Annotated in this window: 5 protein-coding genes; 2 read left to right on the top strand and 3 right to left on the bottom strand. The window is 34.2% G+C overall.

All coding sequences use genetic code 11. The features are described from left to right. From RT228_RS11475 to lgt, 3 genes are all read right to left on the bottom strand, one after another. Window positions 1-1226, bottom strand: a 1226-nt coding sequence (locus RT228_RS11475) for a hypothetical protein (protein ID WP_313138682.1), incomplete at its 3' end; no start/stop codon positions are given. 376 nt (window positions 1227-1602) lie between these two features. After that, entirely contained in the window at window positions 1603-2331 is a 729-nt protein-coding gene (locus RT228_RS11470) for a GNAT family N-acetyltransferase (RefSeq protein WP_006258612.1), read from the bottom strand. 24 nt (window positions 2332-2355) lie between these two features. Then, window positions 2356-3216 carry a prolipoprotein diacylglyceryl transferase gene (lgt, locus tag RT228_RS11465; RefSeq protein WP_006258613.1) on the bottom strand — a complete coding sequence of 287 codons (861 nt, stop codon included), beginning with the start codon at window positions 3214-3216 and terminating at the stop codon, window positions 2356-2358. 787 nt (window positions 3217-4003) lie between these two features. Between lgt and RT228_RS11460 the strand changes: the two genes are divergently transcribed. Both RT228_RS11460 and RT228_RS11455 read left to right on the top strand, forming a co-directional pair. After that, on the top strand, window positions 4004-4561 hold the full coding sequence (locus tag RT228_RS11460) for a hypothetical protein (protein ID WP_006258614.1): 558 nt from the start codon (window positions 4004-4006) through the stop codon (window positions 4559-4561). A gap of 136 nt (window positions 4562-4697) precedes the next feature. After that, entirely contained in the window at window positions 4698-6008 is a 1311-nt protein-coding gene (locus RT228_RS11455; RefSeq protein WP_006258615.1) for a DEAD/DEAH box helicase, read from the top strand. The last annotated feature ends 18 nt before the right edge of the window (window positions 6009-6026 follow it).

The raw sequence follows: 6026 nt of genomic DNA, 5'->3' as shown, positions 1-6026 counted from the left end.
TCTGTTACTTCAATAGAAGCATCACCACTTAACTTAGTTCCTGCTGGTTTAATATCACTTTTAAGTGCCCACTCTACTCCACCTGTAGCATTAGTAGTTAATACTTTATCATTACCTTCTCCCTTTATCTTTTCTTTTGATACTGCATTATTAGCAATATGTCCTTCTTCAATACCTAGAGCTTTTACTTTTATTGATGCTGCATTTACTAATGCTAAATCTCCATCTGTTACTTCAATAGAAGCATCACCACTTAACTTAGTTCCTGCTGGTTTAATATTACTTTGAGGTACCCACTCCGCTTTTGTTCCATCATCACTTGTAACTAAAACTTGATTAGCTTTATCTTCAGCTGATATTTTAATAGGCATAACACTATTATCACCTATACCAATAGTAACATCATTCAACACAGAAGCTGTCCCATTAGTAATACTAATACCATCTAATACCTTCAGTTCTTTCTTATCAGTGATATTATTTCCATCTACTTTAGGTTTTCCTGGAGTCCATTTAGTTCCATCATAAACAAGTGCAAGGTCTTTATCTGTTGCAGGATTTGCTTTAGCTACTTCTACTCCTTTAATCTTATCTACGCTTGTACTATCCGCCTTTCCTGACACATCTCCTCCTAAAGTGATACCTGAAGGGTCAGCATTAACTGTATATGTAATTTGTCCATTTACTGGAGGTGCCTCATCAACTTTAATTCCTGTTCCTTCTTCAACCTTAACTTTAGTTGCTGCACTAGTAACTAAGTCTTTAATCCAAGTCTCAAAATTTGTACTTGATTGTAATTCTTTAGATATTTCTATTTCAGTATCTTTTCCATCCTCTGCTTTATACACTAAAACAGTTTCTCCTGCCTCTTGTTTAACGGATAATTTTGTTAATGTTTCAGATAAATGCTCACTCGATTTAGACATCAAAGCTCTCCAAAGTGTTCCATCCCAAAAATAGAATCCAGATTTCAATACATCTGTTGGAAGTTTTGCCTTGTGGTACACTAATAAACTCTCAGGATATATCCCCCCTTTAATAGTAGTAATATCTTTCTCACCTGTTAAAAAAACACGTGGGATTAAAACACCTTTAGTATCTGATCCTACATCTAACACTGCTGTCCCATCAGGTATAATTGATTTACCAATACCAATACCATCTTGAGCTTGCATCGTACTCAGTGCCATAAATGCTACACCAGCAAATAGTAATTTCTTTTTCATAGTATTCTTTTTATTTCACAATATTTTCACAAACAAAAACAGTTAAAAACAACCCATAACAAATACAAATTATCTTAACATAAAACAAAACTAATAAAAATATTAACACATTTAACAATAAAAGACAAAATAATTAATACCATTTAATCCTTTACGCTAAAAAAACACGCCTACATTCTCCTTAAAACCAAAAATTATCTCAGTAATCAAAAAAGAACTATTGCTTTAATGCAATAAAATACCAGATATTCCTAATAATAAATAAATAACTCCTCTCTACTAGAAAGCCAACTAATCCGAATCACTATACCACAAAAAAAATCCCTCAGTAACACATGCTACTGAGGGAATCTTATTATCCTAGTATATTATCTACTTATTCTTCATCTGCGACTATGGCTTCCCATTGTCCGAATAGGGTGAAACCTACTGCCTTAGCTAAAGCTATAGAAGTATCATTATCTGTCTGGCATCTATACTGAGGTACATGCCCTCTATCAATCACCTCTAGACAAATAGCCTGAACTAAACGTGTCGCAATCCCCCTACCTCTATAGGCATCATCCGTTATCACTCCTATATCTGCTAGCTTAGTTTCTTCCCATGGATACACACTCACAGCGCCTACTAGCCGATCTCCATCGAAGGCGCCATATACGATCCAATGCTTTAAAGAAACATAAGCTCCATCGAGATCTTCTTCTGAGCATACAGATTCGAACTTTCTAAACGCCTCTTTATCCGTTTCTATAGACAAAGCTCTGATCACTATCCCTTCTGTGATATCACTAAGCTGAGAGACTCTATTATCTAATAGATAATAAATATAATCTGGTGAGTGCAATTCTAACTTACAGGTAGAGATAGCCTCTCTAAGAGTATGGATAGAGTACTCCTCTAATTCCCTTAGCTTTAATGCTTCTGCTACCATTGGGGTGACTACAGCCATGGTATGCTTATTCGTCATTTCTAAAATCATGACTTTATACAGCTCATCTAAGGCTGGATTAGACACTAATGTAAACACCTCATCTAGATGAATAATACTTCCCTGCACCATCTGAGATCTCCAGTAAGTATGTACTTCTTCTACAAATTCGCCCATGATCTATATACTTCTTATACCTTATTACTTTATCGTTGTCCCTATCAGAGCACGAGAGTCATAATGACTTATCCCTCTCAACTTATCCTGAAACACTAACATCAATACTCCTATTAATATAAACGGAACACTTAACCACTGCCCCATATTCAACATCATATCTTGTTCGAAGGCTACCTGATTCTCTTTAAAGAACTCTAACACAAATCTAGTCAGGAACATCAGAATTAAAAAATAAGAAAAGATCACTCCATTATTCCTTACCTTCTGACTGCGGTATAAAAACCACAAGATCACTCCTGTCAATATATACCCAAAGGCTTCGTATAGCTGAGTAGGGTGACGTGGAATCATATCATCATGAGCAAATATAACTCCCCAACTCCCACTCGTCGGCTTGCCATAGATCTCTGAATTCATAAAGTTACCAAAGCGAATAAATGCTCCTGCTATCGGTACTCCTAAGGCTATTCTATCCAAAATCCAAAATGCTCCTATCTTATACTTACGACAGTATAGATAGATCGCTAGCAGTACTCCGATAGCTCCTCCATGACTAGCTAACCCCATAAACCCTACATACTCATACACTCCATCGACCTTAGCGAAAGGGATAATAATCTCTAAGGGGTGCTGCATATAGTAATCAAACTCATAAAATAAACAGTGTCCTAACCTAGCTCCTAATACTGTACCTACGATAATATATAATAACAGTTTGTCTAAATACGCCTGCGGAATGCGCTCTTTCTGAAAAACATAACTCACAATCTTATAGCCTAGGATAATCCCCAAGGCAAAAAGAACTCCATAATAACGCACAGGTACAGCACCTATTTTAATCATTTCGGGATTGGCATCCCATAGCACAGCAGCTAAACTCATCTATTTAGTTTAATTATTAACAAGGGTACAAAGTACTGCATTTATAATAACCTAGAGATATAATATTTTGTTATTTTGTTAGCGCGATTTACTATTTGGGTACTCATTTATACATCTGCTAACACGGGAACATCTATGGTACTTAAAACCTCCTCACCCTGCGAATCCTCATCCAATAAAAGAGAATAATAGCACTGCAGCCACATTACTACTATCATCATAGGAGTAGATATCATCCCATAATCTCAGATTACCTTTTATAGATGATACAATGATACTTTCTAAGATAGAAGAATATTATACTTATTTAATGAGAATATATCGTCTTATTTTATGACCTCCTTGCGATTAAAAAAACTGTATGCATAGGCCCATCTTGATACTATCTTAGACTGATATTATGAATATACGAAACAAGAAACAAAATACTTAGCTTGCACTTCTTAGGAGATTCCTAGGAGATTTCTAGGGCTTTTCTTGCCCAGGAGGCGTCTTTGTCGAAGAAAGGTGCAAGAAACCCTCAAGCAATCTCCTAGCAAATCAATACAAAACTAGCCTTAGTTTATGAATAAAGACAGATAAGAAATAGGTCTTTTACGTACTTTTTTTAATCATGATATTTGAATATTCTATTATTCAAATATTTGTATTACTTTTTTTATTTTATTGCTTATATAATTACAACATTTTATTATTATTCGGACTCATATTTATGTTTCCATCTTAAAACCAGCTTGTTTTTTTCTATATATTTGGATATTATAATGTAAGTAATCTAAAGATTATTATGAGAAATATTTTTTGCTTATTGCTAGTTCTATTTTCTACACTTTGTTTTGGACAGAAGTCTGTGGATGTTATGATTATTAGAAATAATAATGACACTATTTATTCACAACTTAGGATAGAAAGAAATCTGTTTGATAGAAAGTTAATCGATGAAGCATCTTTTTATAGGAGATTAGTTCTTTTAGATAGCAATGGGAAAAAAACAGTCAAATTAAAAGCTAGTGATGTAAAGAAATTACAGTTTATTGATTTAAAAGGAGTGGAAAAAATTTATGTAAATGGTGGAGATGTTTTGCAACGCCTTGTATTTGATGGAAAAAAAATAAAATGGTATAAATTTCTTAGCCAACATATGATGGATAGATCTATTCAATATTTTGATTATTTAGTTGATCAAGATAATAAGAGATATAATATGGGTCTTTTTAATAGTAAAAGAAAAAAACTTCTTGAGGCTACTGCTTCTAAACCAGAGCTAATCGATCGAATAGAAAATTCAAGTTTAAATGATGCTGAAATACTTGGGATTTTAAGCGATTTTGAAAACTTAGATTAATTTTATAATAGAGTTTAATTATTCTTTTTTTAATATCGCTTATAGAGTTATTGACAGTATTACGCTTCTACTTTTATTAGATAAAATTAAATAACTAGAGAATAATAAAGTGAATTAGAAAAACTACCTTTGCTCCATGAATAAAGCAGAGATACTTAAAAACTTAAATATTGAGGCATTAAATGAAATGCAAACCAAAGCATTTAGTGCAGCTCAGAAGAACCCAAATATTATCCTTCTTTCCCCTACAGGATCAGGTAAGACAGTTGCATTCTTAATGCCTTTGTTAGAACGATTAGACCCTGCTATCAAAGGAGTACAGGCAGTTATACTAGTACCAACTAGAGAACTTGCTCTACAGATAGAGACTGTATTTAAGAAGATGGGAACACCTTTTAAGATTAACTCTTGTTATGGAGGGCATTCTACTAAAACAGAAATAAAGAATTTTAGCACACCACCAACAGTATTAGTGGGTACACCAGGTCGAGTGGCTTTTCACGTAGAAGAGTTTTCTTTTAACACAGAGACTGTGACTAGCTATGTAGTAGATGAGTTTGATAAAGCTCTAGAGATGGGCTTCCAGACTGATATGGATTATATTATCAATTCGTTTGATAATATCTCTTTCAGAATGCTTACATCTGCTACTGCTTTAAAGAAGATTCCTGAGTTTACAGGTATAGTAGATCCTGAGCGTATTCACTTCTTAAAGAAAACAGAGGTAATGCCAGACCTAACTTTTAGTCAGGTTATTTCTACTGCAGAAGAGAAGTTAGAGACTGTGATTAAGCTTATTGGTAAGATAGGTAAGGACACTATTCTTATCTTCTGTAATCACCGTGATGCCGTAGCTCGTATTAGTGAAACATTGACTAAAAAAGGAGTTGCGAATAGTGCTTTTCACGGAGGAATGTTACAAGAAGATAGGGAGCGTGCTATCATGAAGTTTAGAAATAAAAGTGCACATATTCTTATCGCAACAGACTTAGCAGCTAGAGGACTTGATATCCCTGAGATTGGTCATGTGATTCACTATCAGATACCACAGAAAGAAGATGCTTTTATTCATAGGAATGGACGTACTGCACGTATGAAGGCATCAGGTAAAGCCTATGTGATGATTACTAAAGAAGAGAATATCGAGTTTATCAACCCTGATATGCCGATAGAAGACCTTGATGGAAGCTATACTATCGACAATAAAACAGATTTTAAAACAATCTATATCAGTGCTGGTAAAAAAGATAAAGTCAACAAAGGGGATATAGTAGGCTATTTAATCAAGACAGGAGGATTAACTAAAGAAGATATAGGAATGATAGATGTACGTGATACACAGGCTTTCGTAGCAGTGAATACAAAGAAAGTTAAGGCTCTACTGACTGCACTAGTAGATACAAGACTTAAAAATAAGAGAGTAAAGATAGAGATAGCTAGAGACTAATTTAGCTAATATATACAA

Origin of the sequence: Myroides sp. (genome assembly GCF_032073645.1) — a bacterium.
GTDB classification, from domain to species: Bacteria; Bacteroidota; Bacteroidia; order Flavobacteriales; family Flavobacteriaceae; genus Flavobacterium; species Flavobacterium odoratimimum.
This window is presented reverse-complemented; position numbering and strand designations above follow the sequence as displayed.

Bases quoted from the DNA above. Each gene is read 5' to 3' on its own strand.
- RT228_RS11455 (WP_006258615.1), top strand. From the start codon at position 4,698: ATGAATAAAGCAGAGATACTTAAAAACTTAAATATTGAGGCATTAAAT.
- RT228_RS11460 (WP_006258614.1), top strand. From the start codon at position 4,004: ATGAGAAATATTTTTTGCTTATTGCTAGTTCTATTTTCTACACTTTGT.
- RT228_RS11470 (WP_006258612.1), bottom strand. From the start codon at position 2,331: ATGGGCGAATTTGTAGAAGAAGTACATACTTACTGGAGATCTCAGATG.
- lgt (WP_006258613.1), bottom strand. From the start codon at position 3,216: ATGAGTTTAGCTGCTGTGCTATGGGATGCCAATCCCGAAATGATTAAA.